This window comes from Sediminibacterium sp. TEGAF015 (assembly GCF_025997995.1).
Taxonomy (GTDB): domain Bacteria; phylum Bacteroidota; class Bacteroidia; order Chitinophagales; family Chitinophagaceae; genus Sediminibacterium.
In genome coordinates, this window is record NZ_AP026683.1 from 2475059 (window position 1) to 2498021 (window position 22963).

Below are 22963 nucleotides of genomic sequence, written 5' to 3' on the forward strand. Positions count from 1 at the left end.
ATTAATAGGTTTCGGTATTGTTTTCTAGCTCTTCAGGATTTAGTTCGGCCAAAGAAACATTGAGTTCATTGGATTTAACAAACTGACACCAGTGGCAGTCTTCTTTACCGCAGCCAGTATAAAAATCATGCGCCTGTATCTTATCCCAAACTGTGCTTATCTGATTTTTTACCGTTGCAATGTCCTGCTCATTTATGTTTACTGTTACTTTTTTGTAGTTCTTTTTGCTATCTGGTTCTACAAAATCAAACTCACTGCTAATTACCTTCCAATCTTTTTGCTCATAATTATCAACGAGAATTTTATAGAATACCGCTTGTCTCCAATAGTCTCCTCCATTGGGTTGCTTTTCATCAGGAGGAAGTAATTTATCTTTTGCCTTTTCTATATCACCTGTTTTGTAGTCTACAACATTTACCAATTTTCCATTAAACTCCAATTTATCCAGCTTTCCTTTGATGGGTACTCCATTAACAACAACATTATTGATATTCCTTTCAATCACCACTATTTTATTCCATTTGTCAATGTAAGCTTCTCTGTAGTTCTGTAAAACCTCCAGTCCATATTCCATTCTTCTTTTAAATTGTTCATGTGTAAAGCTTTTTCTGTTTTTCTCCATGTATTCTTCAAAGAACATTACAAGAGCTTCTTTTGGTGGGAACTCCTTATTATTCAGCATGAACTGAAAGTATCTTTGCAAAGCTTCGTGAATGGCAGAGCCAAATTCAGTAGCTTCCGATTTACCAGAAGGGACACGAACCAAATTATTGTAGTAAAACTGGAGTGGACATTTTAAGTAATTATTGAGAGCAGTCACATTCATTACAAATTTCTGAAGCACCTGTTCAATAAATGCAGCTTCTGCTTTTTCAATAGATGGCAAAAGAGATTCCTGATATTGCAAAGCAGTAAATTCACTCACAATATTATTTTCCAGATTTACATTCGTAATTTCTATTTCTTCTCTATCTTGAATTTCTGCAATGAACATGGAAGGCTCTATGGGCTTCCCATCCAGCTTGTATTGACTAAAAGAAATATGGAGTTGTTTTTCTGCTCTGGTTAGTGCTACATAAAACAGTCTTCTTAGTTCTTCCTCTTCGCTGGTTACAGGCTGAGAAGCAAAAAGAGTATCTGGCATAGTATATCCCCCACCTGGCTTTCTCTTTTTTTCCCAATAAGTTGCATTGCATCCCATGAAAAAAATATACTCAAATTCAAGCCCTTTTGATCCGTGCGCAGTCAATAGATTTACTCCCTTTTCACTACCTGTCACTTTTTTTAATGGCAGCCTTATTTTTTCTTTATGCATTAATTCAATAAGCTCTACCAGCCTCTTTACATTCAGCGTTGGATTACGGTTTGTTTCTTCTTTTATATAGTTAAAAAATGCAGTAAGCTCCTGAAGCAAAGCGTGTTTTTCGGGATGCTGCATAATATGATTGATTATCCCGGTATCCTTTATGATATTGTCAAAGAGATTAATTAATGTGACGTTAGGGACATCTCCTATTAGCTTCTCAAGACAACTGACTGCTTTGTGAAGGCCAGGGACGGATTGACTGAATAAATCTCTGGGAGGTTGATTGATGATGTCTACCAGATGAGCCCTCAAACTGATTCTGGGTCTTTTGTCAGCTACTAATGCTGAATGTTTTGCAATTTCAATGGGAGGAATACCAAACCAGTTAAAGTGTAATATCTCAAATAGTAATTCGTCCTCGCTGAAGGGAATGTAAGTTTCAGCAGCTAGGTATCTGAGAATTGATATTATCTTCCGGGTTAACGGTAAATCCAGAATATTCAGATCACGCTTTGAATAAACCGGAATTTTATATAAGCTTAGGTATTGGTTTAGCGATTCCCCAAACTTATTTTCCTTATAGATAATGCCAATTCTTCCGGGTTGAACTCCATTTTTAATCAGCTGTGCTACATCAAGCGTAATACCAATCATTTCATGGTGTTCACTGGCGTAACTATTAATTCTAGGCCGCTCCTTTAGATTCACTAATTCCTGGTTAGCTGTTCTTAAATCTTTACTAAGACCCGGAATTTTTTTAACCAGTCTTTCCTGGTTTCTGTCAATCAGTGTTTTTGCTACGTTTAAAATAGGTTGAGTAGACCGGTAATTATCTGTAAGGACAACAGTTTTTAAATCTTTGCTATAGGCATCTGCAAACCGCTCCATGTTCTCAATATTCGCACCCTGAAAACGATAAATGCTCTGATCGTCATCGCCTACTACAAAAACATTGGGTTGCTCCCAGTAACTAATCAATAGTTCAACCAAACTGTTTTGTGTTCCGCTGGTGTCTTGATATTCATCAACGAGGATATATTGAAACTGCTCCTGATAATTTGCCAGCATCAATCTATTCTCTCTAAAGGCACGCAGAACCCAAAGAATCATATCATCAAAATCATATCGGTTTCTTTTTTTCATCAAAGCAATGAAACGATCAAACTCGTTTACAGCAGCCCTGAGTTTTTCCATTTTTTCAGTTGCCAGATCAATCTGATTTTGTTTCAGGTCCCCTTTTTTAAACTGCTTGTATGCTCTTTGATAAACAAATTCTTCTCTGTTGGGTAAATCACGTAGGTAACTGTCAATGGCCGTATTAATCATTGCTGTATCCCATCCCTCCCTCTTCATATTGCTGAAAAGGCTTTTCAAATTATTAATCTCAAAATAAACATCTCCTCTGTATCGCTTCAATGGATGATTTTTGGGGAACCCGTCAATCAGTTCTTTAAATACTTCTATACTTTCCAGTTCAGAAATGGGCTCTAAAGATGATTTCTCAAATAGAGATAAATTATCTTGTATGATATCGTTGCAGAATGAATGAAAAGTATGAATATGAACTTTGTAAGCGTCTGGGCCAATAAAACGAATTAATCTTTTGCGCATGGCAACCGTTCCGGCATCCGTATAAGTTAAGCAAAGTATATTTTCCGGATTTGAATCTGTTTCCAATAAAATCTTTCCTATGCGGGCACTTAAAATTTGTGTTTTTCCTGTGCCTGGCCCTGCAATTACCATTACAGGTCCCTCCAGGGTATCCACTGCCTGTTTCTGTGCCTGATTTAATGCAGCATATATTTCTTCAAAATAGGCCCTTTGTTCTTCCTTGGTTATCATTCTATAAAGATACCATGAACCTTCTTATGCAAATACTGTTATTATTATATTATGTCAAGAGTTTACAGCATCAAAACCGTTCAAAAAATTCCTATTAGTCTCGACCAGGCCTGGGAATTCTTCAGCAAGCCCGATAATCTAAAAGAAATCACGCCTTCCAATCTGGGTTTTAATATTATCAGCAAGCATCATGGTTCAACCATGTACTCTGGCCAAATTATTGAATATACTGTAAAACCTATTTTGGGCATTCCCTTGTATTGGATGACTGAAATAACGCATGTAACCGACCGGAAATTTTTTGTGGATGAGCAGCGTTTTGGTCCCTACAGCTTATGGCATCATCAGCATCATTTTAAAGAAATTGAGGGCGGTGTAGAAATGACTGATATTGTACACTATAAATTACCGCTTTGGATTTTAGGTGACATTGCTCATGTCATCATGGTTAAAAGTCAACTAAAAGGAATATTTAACCACCGGTATAAAGCGGTAGAAGAAAGGTTTGGTGCATGGCCGGGAGCCAACAATATTGTTGTTTTCGGATAGTTATTTCAATGCTTTCAATGCGCTTACATTATTGTTAATATCAATGGTTGCAACAAATAATTTACAGCCATTAACATCCGGAATATTGTTCAGATCAATGGTTGCTTCCTTATCTGTTACTATCAATTGAAGTAACTGGCTATTGATGAATTTTACTTCTCTCCCAACAGGGACACTAAAAATCCCAAATCCACGGATTTTCAAATGGCCATTGTACAGAATGTTGGCGTTATTGGCATCCCGTGTAACAACCGGTTGATCGGGGGCATCATTGTTCAGCCATGTCATTGGAGGAACCAAAGCAGGATGATGGTAATAATTATTTTTTAGACTATCATTCCATCCATTCAGATTTTTTTCAAATGTCTTACTGCTAAAGTAAACACTGCCCTGTGTTGTGGGATACTTTCGTAGTTCTTTTATTTGATCAGGAATCTGGTTCTTGTCTTTCCACGCCTCATTGCTGCCACCTCTGTATATTCCGTGGCCAATATAAATATGTTTCCCGTACCCATTTTCATTCCACCACTTTAATAGAACATCATAATCAGCTAAATTATGACCCCGCTCCCAATACAATTGTGGAGTTACATAATCAATCCACCCTTTGCTTAACCACAGTAAAATATCCGCATATAAATCATCATAGTTTGTTTGCCCGGCTTTTGTATCACTACCCATTGGATCCTGGCTCTTGTTTCTCCAAACACCAAAAGGACTGATTCCAAATTTGACTCTCGGGTTAGTTGAGCGTATGGTTCTGTGAATGTCTACAATGATGCTGTCACAATTACTTCTTCTCCAGGAATCTTTACTTAAACCATTCCCGTATTTTTCAAATGTTTTTTGATCCGGAAATTCTTTACCTGAAATTCTGTACGGATAGAAATAGTCATCCATATGTATAGCATCCAGATCGTAGCGTTTCAACAGATCATTCACTATTCTTACTGTGTGTTGTCTTACTTCGGGTAGCCCAGGATTAAAATATTTTTTATCTCCATACACTACAAACCAATCCGGATGAATTTTGGTAATATGTGAAGGTGCTACTGAAGACTTAAATACATTGAAAACGGCTCTGTATGGATTCAGCCAGGCATGAAATTCCATACCCCTTTTATGGGTTTCTGTTATCATGAATTCCAGTGGATCATAATATGGATTCGGAGGAAGTCCCTGTTTCCCCGTTAGATATTCGCTCCAAGGCTCGTATTGTGAAGGATAAAACGCATCGCCTGCAGGTCTGATTTGCATTACGATTGCGTTCATTCCATTGGATTGATGCAAATTGAGTAATCTGATAAAGCTGGCCTTTTGTTCAGCTACCGATAAGTTTCTTTTTGACGGCCAGTCAATATTTTCAACCGTTGCAATCCAGACTCCCCTGAATTCATAGTTAGGAGAACTTTGTGCAAATCCAATCTGGCTTGTAATACTTAGAATAAATAAAAGGATGGAAATCCGGTTTTTCATACTATGAAGATAAGCCATCTACTTAAATCTTCTCTCTCATTTTGTCTAGTAAATCACTTAATGCAGCAGCTTCTTTAGGACTTAGGTTTTGAAGTATTGCATCCAGTTCTTCGTTCTTCTGATCTAGTCTTTTTAATAATTCCAGACCGGACTCGGCAATACTAACGTCAACCAGTCTCTTATCGATATTGCTGGTTTTTTTCTCAACTAGTTCTTTTTTTACCAGTCGTTCTACAATTCGGCTGGTATCGCTCATTTTGTCGAGCATTCTTTCTCTTATCTGAAGTGTGCTTAATGGTATTTTGCTACCCCTTAATATTCTCAGGATATTGTATTGCTGAGGCGTAATATCTTCTTCCTGTAAAATGCTCTTGATTTTCTCCGTAATCCAGTTGGTAGAAAAAATAAGGTTGATGGATAATTTCTGATAAATACTCCTGAAATTATCCTGCTGAATATCTTTATCTATTCCCATGCTGATAAAGGTAAAAATTAATGTACAAACATTCTTTTTAATCTTCCCAAACGTTAAGTCCTTCGCTGCAATTGGAACAGATATCTATATTTTTTCTGCTATGTAGGATTTCTGTTCTAAATTGATGATAATTGCTGTTTTTCCAGGTATCTCTGAAACTTTGGGTTTTCAGGTTACCCAACTGATGCATCGCATCTTTGTCGAAACAACAAGGCACAACCAGGCCATCCCATGTGATTACATTGGCGTGCCATAGTTTCCAGCAATAGTTTTTAAGGCCGTTTTTCACCTTCATTTTGCCATCTTTCCCTTTTTTGTACCTGCTGTATTTATTATTAAGGGGTATGAGCTGATTGGGGTCTTCTTCATAATTATATACTTGAGCCGTTTTAAAACGTACCTGGTCTACCCCTATCTCTTTTCCAAGTTTTTTAATCTCTTCAATTTGGTGTTCATTGGGCTTAACTACCAGAAACTGAAAAAATACAAACGGTTTCTTGCTGTTGAGCGCTTTCTTCCATTTTACAATATTTCTAGCACCTTCAATTACTTTATCCAGTTTACCACCGACTCTGTATTGCTGATATACGTCTTGGGTAGTTCCATCAATGGAAATAATTAATCTATCCAAACCGCTTTCTACCGTTTTTTTTGCATTTTCATCAGTCAGGTAATGTGCATTGGTAGATGTGGCGGTATAGATTCCTTTATTTTGTGCATACCTGACCATTTCCAAAAAATGGGGGTTTAAATAGGGCTCTCCTTGAAAATAAAAAATCAAGTACAAAAGTTCCGGAGCTATATCTTCAATGGTTTGCTGAAAAAAATCCTTTTGCAGCATACCTGTAGGGCGTGTAAACTCTCTTAGTCCGCTGGGACACTCCGGGCATCTTAAATTACAGGATGTAGTAGGTTCAAATGAAATAGAAATTGGCATTCCCCACTGAATGGGTCTGGAAAGTAATCTGGATAGCCTGAAGCTGCAATATACCAGTAAACCGTTCCAAATCCGTTTTATGGTAAGTTTAGATAATAAGTTTAGGCTGTCATGCAGGTTAAAATAGGGCATTTTCAAAAATACTCAATTGAATTTGTTGATTTCATTAAAAATATTTCTTAACTTAAAGGTGCTTAGCTTTTTATGCCTTTTAACAATTCTTTATTAAACAGATTCAAAGTTTCTGCGTCTACTATATATACAGACAATATAGTTAAAGCGGATGATTAATGAATCCTTAACAACTAAAAAATTGAATTGGCATAGGGTTTGAAATAATTAAGAAAGAATAAGCAGTTCTATACATTTTTCTCATAAGCAGTTAGTTTTGGTTGAGGCCTCTGTTTCTACAGGGGCCAACTTTTTTATAGTCGCTTAATGATGAACCTGAATCCCCAAAACACCATACAACCAGCCAAGTCAGCCAGTATATCTAATATCTCAAATGATCTTCCGGGGATAAAATTAGCTTGTATAAATTCAATCAGTATTCCATAGAAACCCATTGCTAACACAATGGTCCAGGCAATTCTTCTCTCAAAATCAGGAAAGCTATTCACCAGCCACAGATAGGCTGATGAACACAATGATATAAATATGCCAGCATGAATCAATTTGTCGAAATGGGGTATATTAATCCAGTAAATTCTGGGAACTCTACTGGCTGGTAAAGTAAAGACTACAAAACTGGTGATAAAGAATAAAAAGAATAAAATGGGTTTAATGGGTCCATTTTTCCAATACTTTCCTAAGTTGCTCAATGGTAAATGGTTTGGTAACAATGTCTTTCATTCCAAGCTGTAAGTACTCTGCTTCAGCCTCTTTTACTGCGTTGGCCGTCATTGCTATTATGATAGGAACTTTTGTTCTCCCACTGTTCAGAATTCTCTGAGTTGCTTCAATACCGTCCATTTCTGGCATATGGATGTCCATGAAAACAAGGTCATAGTCGTATTTAGCGGTCATTTCAACAGCTTCCTTTCCATTGTTTGCAATTTCAATGATGTACCCTATTTTCTTGAACATTTTGGTAGCCAAAAGCTGGTTCATATTGTTGTCTTCAGCAACCAGCATTTTTAATGGTTTGATTTCAGCTCCACTTATAGCGCCGGCAGCATTTCTTTGCTGAGGCTGCTGGCTTTTTCTAACTAAATTAATTTGAACCGGAATGATAAATTTGAAGCTGGAACCTTTTCCTAATTCACTCTCTACCCAGATTCTACCTCCCATTTCTTCAATGATTTTTCTACAAATAGAAAGCCCCAGACCGGTACCACTGTGTTTTCTGGTAGCTGTAGAATCTATTTGTGTAAAAGGGATAAACAGTGATTGTATATTCTCCTCACTGATACCTATACCCGAATCGCTTACTGCAAAATGAAGTTCCTGTAGCGATTCGTCAATCATATTAGCGCTGACTTCCAGTTTTATAGTACCTGTTTCCGTAAATTTAATAGCATTGCCTACCAAATTAATTAGAACCTGTTTGATTCTGCTCTCATCCGCAATAATCTCAGACTCTACTCCTGGTTGAACGCCAGCAGTTAAGGTTATATTCTTTTTCAGCGCGATTAATCTGGGAGAACTGATGGCAGTTACTTGCTGAATAATATTCTCGAGGTTGCAGGGGCCTTCAAATAATTCCAGTTTATCTGCTTCAATCTTTGAAATGTCCAGCACATCGTTTACGATTTCCAATAAATGCGTGCTACTCGATTTTAAAGACATCATTAATTCTTCCTGCTCTCCGCTTAATGTGGTATGTTGCAATAAATCGATAGTTCCAATAATACCGTTTAAAGGGGTCCTGATTTCATGACTCATATTGGCTAGAAATCTTGATTTTGCCTTTGTGGCTTCTTCTGCCTGTTGTTTGGTTTCTGATAAGTACTCTCTGGACTCTTCAAGATCCATTGATTTTTTTATCAGACTGTTTCTGTCCATATCATACGTTCGCTTGTATAAGCTTACACTGATAGATATGATTAGCAGATAAAGAATAGTACTGACAAGAATATCTGTATGCTTGGCTTTTTCATTCGGGTATTTAACAATCCATTCAGGATGCTGCAATTCCAACCAATACAGTGTCAAGATTATCCCAATTGTCACAACTATGAATAAAAGATGATAACGTTTAGGTAAAATCATCATAGCCGCAACTACACTCATTAGATATGCTGTCTTTGTAGGGCCTTCGATTCCTCCGTTGCTAAACCAGATGGGTATGAAAAACAAAAGACTGAAAACAATGTACATCAACCCAATCGGAACAAATTTCTCCTGATATCGGGATATGTAAAAAACATAAAAGGAAACCATAGCTATGCATAAAAGCATGCTTAATAAAAGTGAATCTCTTTCCAGTAAAATATTACTGGCAAGGCTGATTGTCATTGCGATAAAAACAAGAAAAGAAACCAGGTTGAAGATTTTATTCTCCAGTGAAATAACTGCTTTCTTTAATCCCAGTATTTTCTTAATTTGATCTGCGTTCATATAGATTGTACGGAATAAAGATAACCGTAATTCATTATTCTATCCAACCTTTCCTGCAACATACATTTCAGTAAGTGTTGGAGTAGGACTTCCGCCCTCTTTTTCAAGTGTGATTGCAAACATGGAAGCTGTAGGAATATTTTTCATTTTACATAACCCGGCACAATCTCCTAATATGCCTGCGTCTACAGGTTTACCATCAACAATAGCCCAGAGTTGGTATTGTTTTCCTTGTGCTGGTTGAGGTAGTTTATTGGGAAGTATATAAACATCTTTAGATTTTGCATCCCAGAAAACAGTGGCATAATTGCTTTCTTTACCAGGGATACCCGGCATAGCAATTTTTTGCATATTTGGATCGGCCATCATTTGCATGCTGTTAAAGAGATCAAGACTCTTGGTTTGCATGATCTGATTATTTGCTTGTAATGTGTTTTTCTCAAGTAGGAGGGCCTGGTATTGTTGGGTAGTTTGTGTAAACTTACTGTAGAAATAGATGTTCAGGCCTCCGCTTACAACCAATAAAATGATTGCTGCAGCAGCAAAATAGCGACTGAAGTAATTCATAGCTACTACTGGTGTTGGCTGAGTTGGCAACGCTGTATGGCTAAGCTCTTCTGGTAAACTGGTTTTTGCAAAAGAAGATTCCAGCTCTTTGAATAAAGCCTTTTTAATACTTGGTGGCGGAGGAATAGCATTGGCCATTGCATTTTTTTCCAATGCTATTTCAAATGCTGTCAGCGCTTCTTTAATTTCAGGAAACTGAAGGCAAAGTGATTCCAATTCCGCAGCTTCCTCCGGACTGGCCATGCCTAACACATAGGACTCAATGATGCCGCTTTCTATGTATTCCCTTGTATTCAATCTTTTATCAATTTATGCAATTCTTTTAATGCCGCCCTCAGCCTTGTTTTAACGGTACCAAGTGGTATGTCCAGCATTTTTGACATCTCATCCTGGGTATACCCTTCAAAATACGCAAGTTTAATCAGGACACTCCATTCGGGTTTTAGCTGATTCACCCATTTACGAAGATTCAGATCGTCTGAAGCTATGTTAACAGATCCTGCTGATTCATATACGGTTTCGGAGAGCGATTGGTTTTGTTGACTTTTTTGAAATCCCTTGCTTCGGGTCGTGTCAATTGCCGCGTTGCGGGCAATATTTAACATCCATGTATACAAACGGCCCTTACTGCTATCGTAAGAGCCGATTTGTCTGAATATTTTAACGAAAACTTCCTGTAGGGTATCTGCAGCTATTTCCGCATCGGAAACAATACTCAGAATGCTATTGTATAAAGCGCCTGAGTAGTGGTCGTATAAATAACTAAAAGCAGCTTCGTTTCGTTGGGTTAACAACAAAACAAGTTCTGCTTCTGTATATTGTTGATTGGGATTCAAATGATTATCCTACAAGGGATTCGTAAGCTTCTTTGGTCATCAATCCATCCACACTTGAAGGGTCTGCTACCGTCATTTTGATCATCCAGCCATCTCCGTAAGGATCAGTATTCACCAATTCTGGTTGTTTTTCCAATAAAGCGTTCACTTCAGTTACGGTTCCTGATACAGGTAAAAACAAGTCACTCACGGTTTTTACTGCTTCTACGGTACCAAAAACTTCTTCAGCAGATAATTCTTTCCCAACGGTGTTGATATCTACATATACAATATCACCCAACTCGTGCTGGGCAAAATCAGTAATGCCAATGGTGGCAACATTACCTTCTAATTTAATCCATTCGTGGTCTTTTGTGTAACGTAGTTCAGCTGGAAAATTCATATCGCGTTGTTTTTATTATGCAAATATTCAATAAAAATTGAAGGCAGAAAATTAAATATAATCAGCTTTAAAAGTCTGCCTGCTCAAAATATAGTAAAACATGGTCTTTGATAAAGTTCTCCTGGTCTGGTAAACTCATTTCTGGTAAAGGCTTTATCTGTCCAAAATGCGGCCATCCCTCTTCGTCTTTACCCTCCAACAGGTAGTATCCGCTTTGTGCCAATACAGTGCAAACGGCCACATGCATCAGGTCCTGCTTTTGTTCCTTTGAAATTTTTTCGGCCATAAATCCGGTTTCTTGAAGGCCAATCAAAAATAAAACGGCTTCCAAATCAGGCTTCTTCCCGAATCTTTCTACCAATTTGGCTTCCAAAGCCCACCAGCGTTGCTGTAAATCATCTGTAATAAACATGGTGCAAAGGTAAACCATGAAAGCATGCCATCATCAATTACCGAAAGGGTATATTTGCACCAAATTTGAGCAAATGTTACCCGTAAGTGTATTAAAAGCAAATCCTGAAAAAGTAAAACAGCAGTTGGCTAAAAAGCATTTTAAACAGCCGGAACTGGTGGATTCCATTATTATGATGGACGAGGAGCGCAAGAAAGTGCAGGCAGCTTTTGATGAAACACAAGCCAAAGTGAACGCAGCATCTAAGGAAATTGGTCAGTTAATGGCTAAGGGAAATAAGGAAGGAGCAGAAGCCATTAAACAAAATGTGGCCAACTGGAAACAAACACTGGAGCCATTGAAAGAGAAAATGGCGCAGTTAGAAAAAGAGCTGACAGAGCAGCTGGTTCAGTTGCCGAACTTGCCAGCAGATATGGTTCCTGAAGGAAAAACCCCAGAAGAAAATGAAGTAGTAAGAACGGGGGGAGCAAAACCGCAACTAAGCGAGGGCGCTGTTCCTCACTGGGACCTGACTACCCAATACAACCTGATCAATTTTGAATTGGGCAATAAAATTACAGGAAGCGGTTTCCCTGTATACATAGGCAAAGGAGCCAAATTGCAGCGGTCTTTGATTCAGTATTTTTTAGACTTTAATACAGCAGCCGGATACACGGAATATCTTCCGCCCTTCATGGTAAATGCAGACTCTGCCTATGCCACAGGACAATTACCCGATAAGGAAGGGCAAATGTACCATGCAACGGAAGACGATTTTTATTTGATTCCAACCGCAGAAGTGCCGGTGACTAATGTATATAGAGATACCATTTTAAAAGAATCTGATTTTCCAGTGAAAATGACAGCTTATTCTCCTTGTTTCAGAAGAGAAGCGGGTAGTTATGGAAAAGATGTTCGTGGACTCAACCGTTTACACCAGTTTGAAAAAGTAGAAATCATACAGATTGTACATCCCGATAAGAGCTACGAAACTTTAGATGAAATGGTATTGCATGTAGAAAATCTATTGCAATCCCTTGAATTACCATATCGCATTCTGCGCTTATGTGGCGGTGATATGGGCTTTACTAGTGCCATCACATACGACTTTGAAGTATACAGCGCTGCACAAGATCGTTGGTTAGAAGTGAGCAGTGTTAGTAATTTTGAAAGTTACCAAGCCAACAGAATGAAATGTAGGTTCAAAGGGGCAGATGGTAAAACCCAATTGGTGCATACCCTCAATGGTAGCTCTCTGGCATTACCGAGAATCATGGCTTGTCTGTTAGAGAACAATCAAACAGCAGAGGGTATTTATATTCCAGCTGCTTTACGCCCTTATTTTGGGGCAGAGCGGATTCATTAAAATGGGAATCTTCTTATTAAACCATAAATCAGTTACTTTCTACATAAAAAGCCGACTCAACTAAATGGGTCGGCTTCTTAAATTAGATACATCAAGATTGAAATGCAATCAATGTTGAATAAACCTATCAAAAAACTCAATCGTTCTAAGCATTTGGTCTACCCTTTGACGATTATTACCTGTGCGTGTTAATTCATGTGTGCCGCCCGGATGTCTTACGTACTCTACAGTTCGACCCAGTACCTTCAAACTTTTGTACAACATTTCACTTTGAATAACACCAGTCCTTAAATCGTTTTCACCATGGAAAATGATAAAAGGGGTATGGATTTTATCTACATAATTAATGGGTGATTCACGGAATAAAATGGGTCTTGTTTTTTCTTCCCAAGGATAGCCACCAAAATAATTCGGAACCAGACGCCATGCATTGCCTTCTCCAAAGAAAGTTCCTAAATCGTAAACACCTCGTTGTGCACAAGCCGCTTTAAAACGCTGATCGTGACTGATAATCCATGCCACTAAATAACCTGCATAGGATCCACCGGTCACTGCCAGTCTGGAGGTATCAATAAATCCTTCTTTTGTAGCTAGATCAACAGAAGTCAATACATCAGAAGTGGGTCCTGCACCCCAGTCGTTTACATTGGCTCTCAGGAATTCTTCGCCATAACCACCAGAGCCTCTTGGATTACCGTAAACAATGGCATAGCCTTTGGCAGCATAGTACTGAAACTCATGCCACATAGAGCTTTCACCAGGTCCCCACATGGCCGAAGGTCCTCCGTGAATATTTAAAATGGTCGGATATTTTTTACCTGCCACATAGTTGGCTGGCTTCATGATCCAGTATTCAACCGTTAATCCTTTCTCATTTTTGAAAGTTCTTTTTTCAGGCAGGCTCAATTGTTTTTTACTTACCCAGTCATAATTAAAACTACTGATGCGTTTTTCATTTTTACCGTAGATATCTGTGGTATAGATTTCAAAAGGATTGGTAACTGCTGTCTTCACATACACCAACTTGTCTGCTTTCATAGCATAGCTGCTGATGCCTTCATCTATGGAGGTAAGTTGTTCTGCTTTTTTGGTTTTTACATTCATTCGATAGATAGGAGCGCCACCATTGCTCTGTGCGGTAAAATAAATATGCTGTTCGTCTTTGCTCCAAGTAAGCCCACCCTTGTTTCTGTCGAAGGGAAGCATCACTAAATCCGCTACTGTTCCATTCAATGGCATAATGGCCAATTCAGGTACGTTTACAAATGATACAGTTCCAACCTGCACTGCCAACCATTTTCCGGAAGGAGAAACAGATGGACTATTATAAGACTTGCCTTTTTCTCCTAATAACTGTTTCATATTTGAACCATCAGTATTGGCAATAAAAATCTGTGTTTCCTGCGCCCTGTCCGGGTGTTGAGCGTCATCTGTATTTCCTGTAAAAACAATTTTCTTTCCATCGGATGTAAAGCTGGCACCTCCGAATCGGTAGAATCCATGGGTAATGGCTTTGGGTGTTGCACCAGGTTCAGCAGTCATAATAAATAAGTGCGAAAATGATTGGTCTCCTGAAGTAGTTGCTTCTTCCTGAAAATTAAGTTTGTGAATCACTTTGGCTTTTTTATCAGCTACGTTCAGATCTAGATAGGCTTTGATTTCTTCTGGCGTTCCATCCGGATTGGGTTGAGCGGAATTAGGTAACAGAAACTGGTTCTGATTGAACCCAGGCCGCTCAGCTGGCCAGGCTGGTACTGCACCTTTCGGATTCATTTCTTTGTCTTTTAGCAAATCACTCAGTGAAACAGAAGCACTGAATAAAAGCATGCTGCCATCGGGGCTGAATACCGGACTGCTTGCACCGTAGCGGAACTTTGTCATTTGAACCGGTTCTCCTCCGTCTAATGACAATAAAAAGATTTGAGGTTTACCGTCTGTTGCTCTTACAAAGGCAATTTTTTTACCGTCAGGGCTCCAGACAGGTTGACTGGCATTCTCCTTAAACGTCAATGCTCTTGGTGCAGAAGAGCCATCTGCTGCTACAAGATATAATTGATTGGTATACTTATATTCCCACTTACTATTGCCCTCCGGCTCAATACTATTTAATACAAATAGTACTTGACTTCCGTCAGGACTAAGACTTACACTGTTCATTTGTTTAATCTTGTACATATCGGTAATCTTAACAAGATCAACAGCTTGCTGTGCCATTGCAATGATGGGCAAAAAGCAAATCAGGAATAAAAATTTCTTCATTCGATAGTATTTGAGCTTTAAAATACAAAGAAATTGGTTCGGCTAAGTGTTGCTGATGTATTTTTGCAGTATAATATTTTACATATGAGTGAAATGGTGAATGAGTTTAACAGCTACAGAGAGCGGATGAACGAAGTGATTCTGAGTAAGAACAATCTGGTAATGAAGCGTCTCTGGAATTTGGATACCAACACTTACGAAGACGGCGCATTAGATAAAAAAACAAAGGAAATGCTGGGTTTGGTAGCCAGCATGGTTTTGCGTTGTGATGATTGTATTAAATACCACTTGGGAAAGAGTTTTGAACTGGGTGTAACCACCGAAGAAATGTATGAAATTTTTGCTGTAGCGAATATTGTGGGCGGAACCATCGTTATACCACATACCAGAAGAGCTGCTGAATATTGGGAAGAACTTATTAAACAATAAATCATGTCTACTGAAACAATAGCCACTCCAACTTTAACTGCTAAAGATTTTGCTACGGATCAGGAGGTACGCTGGTGTCCGGGTTGTGGAGATTATTCCATTCTGGCTCAGGTGCAAAAAATCATGCCGGGCATTGGAGTTCCCAAAGAAAATATTGTTATCATTAGTGGAATTGGTTGCAGTAGCCGTTTTCCTTATTACATGAATACTTTTGGGATGCATAGTATTCACGGAAGGGCTACCGCCATTGCAAGTGGTTTAAAAGCAACACGCCCCGAACTAAGTGTATGGATTGTAACAGGTGATGGAGATGGACTAAGTATTGGGGGCAACCATACAATACATCTGCTTAGAAGAAATTTTGATGTCAATATCTTATTGTTCAATAACCAGATTTATGGTTTAACCAAGGGACAATATTCCCCTACTTCCGAAGAGAAAAAAATTACCAAGAGTACACCTTTCGGAAGTATTGATCATCCGTTTAATCCCTTAGCATTGGCAATGGGAGCAGACGCTACATTTATTGCACGTTCTATGGATCGTGATCCCAAGCATTTGCAAACAATGCTTACCCGTTCTCATCAGCATAAGGGTGCTTCCTTTTTAGAAATTTATCAGAACTGTAATATTTTCAACGATGGTGCTTTTGAAATCTTTACAGAAAAATCTACCAAGGCAGATCATGATCTTTTCTTGGAGCAAGGGAAGCCATTGATTTTTGGTGCCAATCAGCATAAGGGCATTCGTTTGAATGGTTTGCAGCCTGAAGTAGTTGAACTGGGAGATAAATTCTCTGCTGATGATTGCTGGATACACGACGAGAAGGATTTTTATAAGGCACAAACATTAATCAGAATGTTTGATGACCCACATCAATCAAATTTCCAGTTCCCCAGACCATTTGGTGTTTTCTATGAAACGGAAAGACCCTGCTATGAAGACTTGATGGCACTGCAAATTGATGAGACCATTGCAACAAAAGGCAAAGGCAATCTAGATCAGTTGCTTCGCGGAAAAGAAATCTGGGAAATCAAAGACTAGCCTGTTGTTTGAAATTTATAAGTGAATCAAGTTGTTTCTGAGCGCAAATAAAACTAGACCAACCCGGTTGGTTACTTTTACTTTCTCAAAAAGGTTATCTCTGTAGCCATCAATGGTTCTGGGACTTAAACTCATTTTTGCTGCAATTTCTTTCAGTGTTAAATCGGTAGCCAACAATTTCAAAAACTCTTTTTCTCTCTCTGGAAGAGAGATCAATATCTGGTATTCGTCATTGGGTTCTTCCAGACCGTTTCTCACTGAATGAACAAGATTATTACATAGCAACTGATTGAAGTAAATACCCTTGAAATACAATTCATTTAATGCACGGTTTAGTTCTTTGGGGTCGGTATCCTTTGTCATATATCCCAAAGCACCCATCTTCAGCATTTTAATAATGGTACGTTCATCGCCCAGCATACTTAATACCATTACTTTAATAGAAGGGTGGTTGGCAAAAATCCATTCCGCAGTTTCAAAACCGTTCATAACAGGCATGGTAACATCGAGCAGAACGATGTCCGGTAAATTCTCCGGATCTAACTGTTCAATAAAGTGTTGTCCATGATTGGCTTCAAATAAGATGGTGAAATCATCGAAGCCGCCAATGATTACAGACAGACCATTTCTTAATAGAATATGATCGTCTACCAAAACAATCTTTTTCATACAGTTCATTTAGTAAAATCGGGGGTATTACTAAACAGTGATATGAAGTAACTAAATAAAATTGAATATAAATTATTAATTATACGATTTTTTGACCGTGATTTCACGGTATTTTTTGTAGACAAATTCGCATCATAAAACCTTGGGCTATTCTTAGTTTTAATCACTATCATTTTAAATGGTGACTATTTAAAATCGATAGCATTTTTTAACCAGGGGTTACAAACAAACAGAGGGCGACAACAGTCGCCTTCGTTTTTTATTTACCTTTAAGTATGCTATTGCATATACATCCGGATAATCCCAATCCTCGTCATATTAAAACAGTAGTTGACTGTTTGTTATCGGGTGGCATTATCATTTATCCTACCGATACCATCTATGGTTTGGGTTGTGATATTTTTCAGCCAAAAGCAGTAGAAAGAATTGCAAGAATCAAACAAATTGATCCTGCAAAAGCACAACTGAGTTTTATCTGCAATGATTTAAGTGATCTTAGTAAATATTGTAAAACAACAGATACGCCTTTGTATCGCTTATTAAAAAGTCATTTGCCTGGTCCGTATACTTTTATATTACCTGCAAGTAAAGAAGTACCCAAGATTCTGCAAAATAAAAAGAGTACCATCGGATTAAGAATACCGGATAACAATATTGCCAGAACCATTGTAGCGGAATTGGGTCATCCTTTATTATCTGCTTCCTTACCTGGTGAAATGGTAGAGGAATATACAGATCCGGATACCATGTACGATAACTTTCATCATCTGGTAGACATAGTTATTGATGGAGGCAATGGGGGAATGGTTCCTTCCACCATTATTGATTGTACCAAGAGCCCTTATGAACTGGTAAGGCAAGGAGCGGGAATTTGGGAAGAGCAGGATTAAAAGGGCATTTCCAATTGTTTGGGGCTGATATTGAAACTTTTCCTGTGATACATACACAATCCGTTGGTCTCAATAGCCATTCTGTGTTCCAATGTTCCATATCCCTTGTTTTTTTTCCAGCCGTACTGAGGAAACTGTCCATGTATTTTTTCCATATAAGCATCTCTGTAAGTTTTTGCTAAAATGCTTGCGGCAGCAATAGATGCATACTTACCATCGCCTTTTACAATGCAGATATGTGGAATTTTTTTATAAGGCATGAACCGATTTCCATCAATCAATAAAAACTCCGGTTTTATTTTGAGCTGTTCAATGGCCATATGCATGGCTTTGAAACTGGCTTTGAGAATATTGATCCTGTCTATCTCCTCTGCATCAATACTGGCAACGGACCAGGCCAGAGCGTTCGACTCAATTACCTCTTTCAAAATCATTCGCTGTTTTGCCCCTACTTGCTTACTGTCGTTTAATAATGGGTGTTTAAAATAAGGGGATAATATAACAGCAGCAGCAAATACGGGTCCGGCATAGCAGCCTCTTCCGGCTTCATCACATCCGGCCTCTATCTGGTTTTCCTTATAAAATGCAGGTAACATTTGGTAAAACTAGGTAAACATGCATCAATTTCGAAGTTTGAGTGTTATACCTTTGCACAAAAGAAAGAAAGCATGAGTTTATCTGCAGCGAAAGAAAATAAATCGGTAGCTACCTGGCTACTGATTGGCGTGGGAATGACGATTATTCAAATTGCCTTGGGAGGAATTACCCGACTAACCGGCAGTGGGTTATCCATTACAGAATGGGATGTGATTACCGGAGCCTTGCCCCCTTTAAATGAAGCAGCCTGGTTGGCAGAATTTGACAAATACAAACAAACGCCTCAGTTCCAATTGCTGAATTTTGATTTTCAGTTGTCTGATTTTAAATTTATTTTTTTCTGGGAATGGTTTCATCGTTTATGGGCCAGATTAATTGGATTGGTATTTGCATTTGGATTTATCTGGTTCATTGTAAAGAAGTCATTCAAAAAAGAAATGATTGGTTCCTTACTGGTTTTATTTTTCCTGGGTGCATTACAAGGATTGGTTGGATGGATCATGGTCGCCAGCGGATTAACAGGTGATGCTGTCTACGTAAAACCCACCCGTTTGGCATTGCATTTTATTCTGGCACTGGGATTATTAAGTTATACTTACTGGTTTGCACTTAAACTAATGATTCCAAAAGATCAGATTGTTGCAGATAAAAAAACAAGGAATATCAATATTGTTTTAGTTGGCTTATTAGTTGTACAGTTGATTTACGGGGCATTGATGGCTGGTCATAAAGCAGCTAATGCAGCAGCAACCTGGCCCACCATAAATGGAACTTGGATTCCTGATACGATGTTTACGCATCAGCCATTCCTACTGAATTTTATTGATAATACCATTCTGATACATTTCATACACAGAGGATTGGCTTATTTGATTTTAGTTCTGGTAATTTACTGGTCGCTAAAACTATTAAAATTATCCGCAACGCCAACACTAAGAAAAGCAGCGAAGTATCCTTTGATATTAGTGCTTGTTCAAGTTATACTGGGAATTGCTTCTGTATTAACTAGTAGTAGTATAGTACCAGGTACATGGGGTGGGTTTGAGTGGATGGCACAACTGCACCAATTAACCGGCATGTTATTATTGCTCTCTTTGGTTACTATATTATTTCTAGTTCGGCCCAAAATTTGCTAAATTTAATCAGCAGCGATACCAATATTAAATGACTGCTGTTAAATTGAATGAAGCAATTTCTGAAAGGCGTCTGGTTTTCGTTACCTGTACAACTATTGTTGTTGCATTTCAGACGTTATCAGATATTTCTGGTTTTCTGGTATATCCTTTTTGCTACAGTTGGTGGTAGCTTCATGAAAACATTCGGGGCTTATTCCCTGTTTCTTGCCCCAGAATATTTTGGGAATATCAATCCTTTGAGTACTGCAATTGTCGGTATTACATCCGGTGTTTTTATCATGAGCTGGAATATTACTACGTTCATTTTGCATAGTAGCCGGATACAGTTTTTAGCAACTACTGCTCAACCCTTTCTTAAATATTGCATTAATAACGCCATAATACCTTTTGCATTTTTAATTTTTTACCTGATTGAAGCTTATCAATATACAAGGAATCAGGAATTGTTTTCTGTTACAGACTTCGTAGGACTAGCGCTGGGCTATACCGGTGGATTTATTGTTTCGATAGCTTTTGCTTTCCTCTATTTTTTTGGAGCTGACAAAACTATTTACAAAACAATTTCAGCAACCATATCCGATGCCAATAAACGCCATGACCGGATGTCTGCAAAAAACAGAATACCTGATAGTAAACAAGACATCCGCGTCGACTGGTTTTTTAGTGCTGCATTTAAGCTGCGAAAACCCCGAAACATTAAGCATTACAATCCTGAGTTTCTGGAAGCTGTTTTTGGACGTCATCATTTTGCAGCCGTTATAGCCATTATGATTGCTTTTGTTTTTCTGATTCTGGTAGGATATAGTTCAGATGCAAGACTGTTTCAGTTGCCTGCTGCTGCCAGTATTACTTTACTGTTTGCTATTTTAATAGCAGCAGCAGGAGCATTAACCTTATTTCTTAAGTCCTGGAGTTTCATGGCACTGGTTGCCGCCTATCTCGTAGCCAATATTTTGTATCAGTACGAAATTCTGGATCCAAGAAACAAAGCATACGGACTCAATTATGTAAAGAAATCAGAAAGACCTGAATACACAAAGGAAGCAATTCAGACACTGGCAACTGCTGATTCTGTTGCAAAAGACAAAGCCGCTTTTCTACATATTCTGAATAATTGGAAAGCCAGACAAAATGAAGAAAAGCCTGTTCTCTATATTATTAATACCAGTGGCGGTGGTACCAGGAGTGCTACTTTTACAATGAATACATTACAGTTCCTGGATAGCCTGATGGATGGCCAGCTTATGAAAAAAACCATCCTGATAAATGGCGCTTCAGGTGGGATGCTTGGTGCGGTTTATTTCAGAGAATTGTATCATGAAAAACTAAAGGGTAAGCCTGTTAATTTACAAGACAAAGCATATGTAAATAATATATCCAAAGATCTTCTTAGTCCCTTGTTCTCTTCTTTTTTAACCCGTGATATGTTGGGGCCAGCTCAAAAATTTACCTCTAATGGTTTTGAATATGTAAAAGATCGTGGCTATGCTTTTGAAGAGAAATTAAATGAAAACACAGGAGGCATTTTCCTTAAAACCATTGGTTCTTATAGGGATGCAGAAACAAAAGCTATTATCCCATCTGTTTTTTTTAACTCTGTCATTACAAGAGATGCAAGGAAAATGATTATTGCCTCACGACCTGTTCGTTTCTTGATGCGTCCTGTTTCAGATAGTACACATATCATGCCCTTTGATCCGGATGCAGTTGACTTCAATAGTTTTCTTATCAACCAGAATAGCAACGATATTCACTTGCTGTCTGCATTACGAATGAATGCCACATTTCCATATGTGTTACCCAATGTTTGGTTACCAACGAATCCTGTTATTGATGTAATGGATGCTGGCTTAAGAGACAATTATGGTCAGGAATCTGCTTTACGATTTATAGCTGTTTTTAAAGACTGGATTCAAGAGAATACATCCAAAGTGGTATTGATTCAAATAAGAGACAGAAGTTTAAGTGACTGGGAAAAACCATTAGAGAGCAATTCATTAATTGGCTTTTTAACCAAACCTTTTTTGATTCTGCAAAATAACTGGTTTAAAATGCAGGATTATTACCAGCATGATCAGCTGGATTATATGCGAAAAGCATATGGAGATAATTTTTATCGTTTTTCATTTCAGTATATCCCTTCTAAATCAGAAGCCCCAGCTAGCTTGAGTTTTCACCTAACAGCAGCAGAAAAAAGAGACATTGCCGAAGCGGTATACAATCCGTTAAATCAAAAAGAATTTGAGCGTTTACAGAAAACATTCCAAGAACCTTAGACACAATCATGCATACGATATCCATTTCTAAATGTTAGTGTATGCAATGTGCTTTGTGGAAAAGCTTATTTGTTTTTCGGTTTGATCAAGCGAAAAGCATTGGGGATTATTTCAATGCTGAGTTCTTCCACCGCATCTCTAGGCTCTCCATCAATATGGAGGGGTGCCAATTTGGGATTCTTGATCGTAAGTGCAGGTGTCTGGAAATAGAGAATATTTTTAGAGCTCATATCTTCTACCAATTGCTGTACTTTATTGTTTCCGCGCATTTGGCGAAGTATAGCAAAAGGTAATTTTGCTTTGCTCATCTTCTGAACAATCACAATATCGAGTAATCCGTCAGACAAACTTGCTTGAGGAGCAATAATAGCATTATTGCCAAATTGATTACTATTAGCTATGCTGATAAAAAATGCGTCTGTGAAAACAGAAAAGTTATCCAATACAATTTCAAACTGGTAAGGGTTGGCTTTGAAAAACTGGAGTATGCTTTGCTGAGTATACGTAAATAAGCCTCTGGTAGATTTCTGGGCAAAGTCGTGAGCCACTTGTGCGTCAAATCCCATACCACTTAACATACAGGCATATTCTCCGTTCACTGTAAATGCGTCTATATATTCAGCTTCACCATTGAAAATGATGTCAATCGCTTTCTTCATGCTGGTGGGAATACCAGCAGCCCTAGCCAGGCCATTGCCTGATCCCACAGGAATAATACCAAACTGAACTCCTGTGTCGCGCAGGGAAGCAGTTACCTGATTCACTGTTCCATCGCCGCCTAGGATTACTACATCTGTGAATCCTTCTTTGGCAATATGTTCTTTCAGGTACTCGTAATTGCCTGTTGCATTGGTGTTGAATACCCTGTATTCAAAGCCTTTGGCAGCAGTTACTTTTTCAACCAACTCTCTGATTTTATCTTTTTTGGATGTACCAGAAATGGGATTGATTAAATAAATGATTTTTCTCTTCATGAT

Annotated in this window: 21 protein-coding genes; 7 read left to right on the forward strand and 14 right to left on the reverse strand. The window is 38.3% G+C overall.

The features are described from left to right. Position 1: 1 nt before the first annotated feature. A complete protein-coding gene (locus tag TEGAF0_RS11075) occupies positions 2-3148 on the reverse strand; it encodes an ATP-dependent helicase (RefSeq protein ID WP_264898263.1) in 3147 nt (1048 codons plus the stop codon). A gap of 51 nt (positions 3149-3199) precedes the next feature. Here TEGAF0_RS11075 and TEGAF0_RS11080 point away from each other — a divergent pair, with 51 nt between their 5' ends. Next, on the forward strand, positions 3200-3697 hold the full coding sequence (locus tag TEGAF0_RS11080) for an SRPBCC family protein (protein ID WP_264898264.1): 498 nt from the start codon (positions 3200-3202) through the stop codon (positions 3695-3697). On the opposite strand, the gene TEGAF0_RS11085 is transcribed toward TEGAF0_RS11080, so the two are convergent. The 9 genes from TEGAF0_RS11085 to TEGAF0_RS11125 all read right to left on the reverse strand — a co-directional run bounded on the left by TEGAF0_RS11085 (position 3698) and on the right by TEGAF0_RS11125 (position 11341). Then, a complete protein-coding gene (locus TEGAF0_RS11085; RefSeq protein ID WP_264898265.1) occupies positions 3698-5173 on the reverse strand; it encodes a glycoside hydrolase family 10 protein in 1476 nt (491 codons plus the stop codon). A 22-nt stretch (positions 5174-5195) separates the two neighbouring features. Then, positions 5196-5648, reverse strand: coding sequence for a MarR family winged helix-turn-helix transcriptional regulator (locus TEGAF0_RS11090; protein ID WP_264898266.1), 453 nt, complete (start codon positions 5646-5648; stop codon positions 5196-5198). A 37-nt stretch (positions 5649-5685) separates the two neighbouring features. Next, the gene (locus tag TEGAF0_RS11095) at positions 5686-6585 is read right to left on the reverse strand and encodes a radical SAM/SPASM domain-containing protein (protein ID WP_264898267.1); all 900 of its coding nucleotides are present in this window, start codon (positions 6583-6585) and stop codon (positions 5686-5688) included. A gap of 425 nt (positions 6586-7010) precedes the next feature. Further along, positions 7011-7406 (reverse strand): VanZ family protein, encoded by a 396-nt coding sequence (locus TEGAF0_RS11100; protein ID WP_264898268.1) that lies wholly within the window; start codon positions 7404-7406, stop codon positions 7011-7013. Further along, entirely contained in the window at positions 7366-9144 is a 1779-nt protein-coding gene (locus TEGAF0_RS11105; RefSeq protein ID WP_264898269.1) for an ATP-binding protein, read from the reverse strand. Before TEGAF0_RS11105 ends, TEGAF0_RS11100 begins: the two co-directional genes overlap by 41 nt. Positions 9145-9183: 39 nt before the next feature. Next, complete coding sequence (locus tag TEGAF0_RS11110) at positions 9184-10008, reverse strand: anti-sigma factor (protein ID WP_264898270.1); 825 nt, start codon at positions 10006-10008, stop codon at positions 9184-9186. Beyond that, the gene (locus TEGAF0_RS11115) at positions 10005-10547 is read right to left on the reverse strand and encodes an RNA polymerase sigma factor (RefSeq protein ID WP_264898271.1); all 543 of its coding nucleotides are present in this window, start codon (positions 10545-10547) and stop codon (positions 10005-10007) included. Before TEGAF0_RS11115 ends, TEGAF0_RS11110 begins: the two co-directional genes overlap by 4 nt. Positions 10548-10551: 4 nt before the next feature. Further along, positions 10552-10929 carry a glycine cleavage system protein GcvH gene (gene gcvH, locus TEGAF0_RS11120; protein ID WP_264898272.1) on the reverse strand — a complete coding sequence of 126 codons (378 nt, stop codon included), beginning with the start codon at positions 10927-10929 and terminating at the stop codon, positions 10552-10554. A 67-nt stretch (positions 10930-10996) separates the two neighbouring features. Further along, positions 10997-11341, reverse strand: a complete 345-nt coding sequence (locus TEGAF0_RS11125; RefSeq protein ID WP_264898273.1) for a hypothetical protein — start codon at positions 11339-11341, stop codon at positions 10997-10999. A 16-nt stretch (positions 11342-11357) separates the two neighbouring features. On the opposite strand from TEGAF0_RS11125, the gene serS reads away from it, so the two are divergent. Next, positions 11358-12686, forward strand: coding sequence for a serine--tRNA ligase (gene serS, locus TEGAF0_RS11130; RefSeq protein ID WP_264898274.1), 1329 nt, complete (start codon positions 11358-11360; stop codon positions 12684-12686). Positions 12687-12794: 108 nt separating this feature from the next. Here the strand turns inward: serS and TEGAF0_RS11135 are convergent, their stop codons facing one another. Further along, positions 12795-14945, reverse strand: coding sequence for a S9 family peptidase (locus TEGAF0_RS11135; RefSeq protein ID WP_264898275.1), 2151 nt, complete (start codon positions 14943-14945; stop codon positions 12795-12797). An 84-nt stretch (positions 14946-15029) separates the two neighbouring features. On the opposite strand from TEGAF0_RS11135, the gene TEGAF0_RS11140 reads away from it, so the two are divergent. Together TEGAF0_RS11140 and TEGAF0_RS11145 are read left to right on the forward strand one after the other, a co-directional pair. After that, entirely contained in the window at positions 15030-15374 is a 345-nt protein-coding gene (locus TEGAF0_RS11140) for a carboxymuconolactone decarboxylase family protein (RefSeq protein ID WP_026750867.1), read from the forward strand. Between the two features lie 3 nt (positions 15375-15377). Then, positions 15378-16418, forward strand: coding sequence for a 2-oxoacid:ferredoxin oxidoreductase subunit beta (locus TEGAF0_RS11145; protein WP_264898276.1), 1041 nt, complete (start codon positions 15378-15380; stop codon positions 16416-16418). 15 nt (positions 16419-16433) lie between these two features. Here TEGAF0_RS11145 and TEGAF0_RS11150 read toward each other — a convergent pair whose 3' ends face one another. Further along, the gene (locus TEGAF0_RS11150) at positions 16434-17087 is read right to left on the reverse strand and encodes a response regulator transcription factor (protein ID WP_264898277.1); all 654 of its coding nucleotides are present in this window, start codon (positions 17085-17087) and stop codon (positions 16434-16436) included. Positions 17088-17362: 275 nt separating this feature from the next. Between TEGAF0_RS11150 and TEGAF0_RS11155 the strand changes: the two genes are divergently transcribed. After that, complete coding sequence (locus tag TEGAF0_RS11155) at positions 17363-17977, forward strand: L-threonylcarbamoyladenylate synthase (RefSeq protein ID WP_264898279.1); 615 nt, start codon at positions 17363-17365, stop codon at positions 17975-17977. Here the strand turns inward: TEGAF0_RS11155 and TEGAF0_RS11160 are convergent. Beyond that, positions 17974-18573 (reverse strand): ribonuclease HII, encoded by a 600-nt coding sequence (locus tag TEGAF0_RS11160; RefSeq protein ID WP_264898281.1) that lies wholly within the window; start codon positions 18571-18573, stop codon positions 17974-17976. The genes TEGAF0_RS11155 and TEGAF0_RS11160 overlap by 4 nt on opposite strands. A gap of 72 nt (positions 18574-18645) precedes the next feature. Here TEGAF0_RS11160 and TEGAF0_RS11165 point away from each other — a divergent pair, with 72 nt between their 5' ends. After that, positions 18646-19710 (forward strand): COX15/CtaA family protein, encoded by a 1065-nt coding sequence (locus TEGAF0_RS11165; RefSeq protein WP_264898283.1) that lies wholly within the window; start codon positions 18646-18648, stop codon positions 19708-19710. Positions 19711-19757: 47 nt separating this feature from the next. Further along, positions 19758-21986 (forward strand): hypothetical protein, encoded by a 2229-nt coding sequence (locus TEGAF0_RS11170; protein ID WP_264898285.1) that lies wholly within the window; start codon positions 19758-19760, stop codon positions 21984-21986. A gap of 65 nt (positions 21987-22051) precedes the next feature. On the opposite strand, the gene TEGAF0_RS11175 is transcribed toward TEGAF0_RS11170, so the two are convergent. Further along, positions 22052-22960, reverse strand: coding sequence for a diacylglycerol/lipid kinase family protein (locus TEGAF0_RS11175; RefSeq protein ID WP_264898287.1), 909 nt, complete (start codon positions 22958-22960; stop codon positions 22052-22054). Positions 22961-22963: the final 3 nt, after the last annotated feature.

What these genes read in the sequence shown, in the direction of transcription:
- gcvH (WP_264898272.1), bottom strand. Translation starts at nt 10,929, where the DNA reads ATGAATTTTCCAGCTGAACTACGTTACACAAAAGACCACGAATGGATT.
- TEGAF0_RS11075 (WP_264898263.1), bottom strand. Translation starts at nt 3,148, where the DNA reads ATGATAACCAAGGAAGAACAAAGGGCCTATTTTGAAGAAATATATGCT.
- TEGAF0_RS11095 (WP_264898267.1), bottom strand. Translation starts at nt 6,585, where the DNA reads ATGCCAATTTCTATTTCATTTGAACCTACTACATCCTGTAATTTAAGA.
- TEGAF0_RS11175 (WP_264898287.1), bottom strand. Translation starts at nt 22,960, where the DNA reads ATGAAGAGAAAAATCATTTATTTAATCAATCCCATTTCTGGTACATCC.
- TEGAF0_RS11085 (WP_264898265.1), bottom strand. Translation starts at nt 5,173, where the DNA reads ATGAAAAACCGGATTTCCATCCTTTTATTTATTCTAAGTATTACAAGC.
- TEGAF0_RS11125 (WP_264898273.1), bottom strand. Translation starts at nt 11,341, where the DNA reads ATGTTTATTACAGATGATTTACAGCAACGCTGGTGGGCTTTGGAAGCC.
- TEGAF0_RS11160 (WP_264898281.1), bottom strand. Translation starts at nt 18,573, where the DNA reads ATGTTACCTGCATTTTATAAGGAAAACCAGATAGAGGCCGGATGTGAT.
- TEGAF0_RS11150 (WP_264898277.1), bottom strand. Translation starts at nt 17,087, where the DNA reads ATGAAAAAGATTGTTTTGGTAGACGATCATATTCTATTAAGAAATGGT.
- TEGAF0_RS11155 (WP_264898279.1), top strand. Translation starts at nt 17,363, where the DNA reads ATGCTATTGCATATACATCCGGATAATCCCAATCCTCGTCATATTAAA.
- TEGAF0_RS11135 (WP_264898275.1), bottom strand. Translation starts at nt 14,945, where the DNA reads ATGAAGAAATTTTTATTCCTGATTTGCTTTTTGCCCATCATTGCAATG.
- serS (WP_264898274.1), top strand. Translation starts at nt 11,358, where the DNA reads ATGAAAGCATGCCATCATCAATTACCGAAAGGGTATATTTGCACCAAA.
- TEGAF0_RS11170 (WP_264898285.1), top strand. Translation starts at nt 19,758, where the DNA reads ATGAAGCAATTTCTGAAAGGCGTCTGGTTTTCGTTACCTGTACAACTA.
- TEGAF0_RS11105 (WP_264898269.1), bottom strand. Translation starts at nt 9,144, where the DNA reads ATGAACGCAGATCAAATTAAGAAAATACTGGGATTAAAGAAAGCAGTT.
- TEGAF0_RS11080 (WP_264898264.1), top strand. Translation starts at nt 3,200, where the DNA reads ATGTCAAGAGTTTACAGCATCAAAACCGTTCAAAAAATTCCTATTAGT.
- TEGAF0_RS11090 (WP_264898266.1), bottom strand. Translation starts at nt 5,648, where the DNA reads ATGGGAATAGATAAAGATATTCAGCAGGATAATTTCAGGAGTATTTAT.
- TEGAF0_RS11140 (WP_026750867.1), top strand. Translation starts at nt 15,030, where the DNA reads ATGAGTGAAATGGTGAATGAGTTTAACAGCTACAGAGAGCGGATGAAC.
- TEGAF0_RS11165 (WP_264898283.1), top strand. Translation starts at nt 18,646, where the DNA reads ATGAGTTTATCTGCAGCGAAAGAAAATAAATCGGTAGCTACCTGGCTA.
- TEGAF0_RS11145 (WP_264898276.1), top strand. Translation starts at nt 15,378, where the DNA reads ATGTCTACTGAAACAATAGCCACTCCAACTTTAACTGCTAAAGATTTT.